The sequence below is a fragment of the Gottfriedia acidiceleris genome, from assembly GCF_050457485.1.
GTDB classification, from domain to species: Bacteria; Bacillota; Bacilli; order Bacillales; family Bacillaceae_G; genus Gottfriedia; species Gottfriedia acidiceleris_D.
Genome location: NZ_JBCMJM010000041.1, coordinates 1 through 963, shown reverse-complemented (window position 1 = coordinate 963; position 963 = coordinate 1). Strand labels below are relative to the sequence as shown.

Here is a 963-nt window from a genome sequence, read left to right as displayed (position 1 = left end):
GAAGACGTTGGATTAAAAGGTGGAGTATTTAAAGCGACTAATGGTCTGTATGATCAATTTGGTGAGGATCGTGTATTAGATACACCACTTGCAGAATCTGCAATCGCGGGTGTTGGTATTGGTGCTGCAATGTACGGACTTAGACCAGTAGCTGAAATGCAATTTGCTGATTTCATTATGCCTGCAGTAAACCAAATTATTTCTGAGGCTTCAAGAATTCGTTATCGTTCAAACAATGACTGGACTTGTCCTATTACGATTCGTGCTCCTTATGGAGGCGGTGTACACGGTGCACTTTATCACTCTCAATCTGTTGAGAAGGTATTTGCAGGTCAACCAGGATTAAAAATTGTAATGCCTTCTACTCCTTATGATGTTAAAGGATTATTAAAAGCAGCAATTCGTGATAATGACCCAGTAATTTTCTTTGAGCATAAACGTGCTTATCGATTAATTAAAGGTGAAGTACCTGAAACTGATTATGTACTTCCAATTGGTAAAGCTGATGTAAAACGTGAAGGTGAAGATATCACGATCATCACTTACGGATTATGTGTACATTTTGCTCTTCAAGCTGCTGAAAAATTAGCTCAAGATGGTATTTCTGTACATGTTTTAGACTTACGTACAATTTATCCATTAGATAAAGAATCTATTATCGAAGCTGCTTCTAAAACAGGAAAAGTTTTATTAGTAACTGAAGATAATAAAGAAGGAAGTATAATGAGCGAAGTTGCAGCAATTATTGCTGAAAATTGCTTATTTGAATTAGATGCGCCAATCGCACGCCTTGCTGGCCCTGATGTTCCGGCAATGCCTTATTCTCCTACAATGGAAAAATTCTTCATGGTTAATCCAGATAAAGTAGAAAAAGCGGCTAGAGAACTTGCAGCATTTTAATGGCACTGTTTGAAAAAGGGGGACATAATGATGATCGAAAATATTAAAATGCCTCAATTAGGT

Annotated in this window: 1 protein-coding gene; it reads left to right on the top strand. The window is 37.2% G+C overall.

Annotation, left to right across the window (positions count from 1 at the left end; genetic code table 11):
• Positions 1 to 900, top strand: a 900-nt coding sequence (locus ABEY15_RS24195; RefSeq protein ID WP_429892496.1) for an alpha-ketoacid dehydrogenase subunit beta, incomplete at its 5' end; no start/stop codon positions are given.
• Positions 901 to 963 lie beyond the last annotated feature (63 nt).